A 262-nucleotide genomic window follows, 5' to 3' on the forward strand; every position below is an offset into this window, starting at 1 on the left:
GGCACGGACGTACGGTTCGCGCGCCTGCCGCTACGGCGCGGGGGTGCGGCGGCGGGGGCGGAGGTAGACCGCCCAGGTCAGCACCAGGCACAGCGCGTAGGCGATGAGGAAGGCGAGATACGCGGCGTCGCCGTTGCCGGAGGTCTGGAACGACTGCCGGAAGGCCACGTTGACCAGGACGCCGCCGAACGCCCCGATCGCCCCGGCGATCCCGATCAGCGCCGAGGCCCGCCGCCGCGACTCCCGCTCCGCCGTGTCCGGG

At 75.2% G+C, this 262-nt stretch carries 1 pseudogene; it reads right to left on the reverse strand.

The features are described 5' to 3' along the window. Positions 1 to 30 precede the first annotated feature (30 nt). Positions 31 to 262 (reverse strand): annotated as a pseudogene (locus ACSNOK_RS34765) (MFS transporter); the annotation flags it as partial.

The organism is Streptomyces sp. URMC 126, from assembly GCF_051386555.1.
In the GTDB taxonomy this organism is placed as follows: Bacteria; Actinomycetota; Actinomycetes; order Streptomycetales; family Streptomycetaceae; genus Streptomyces.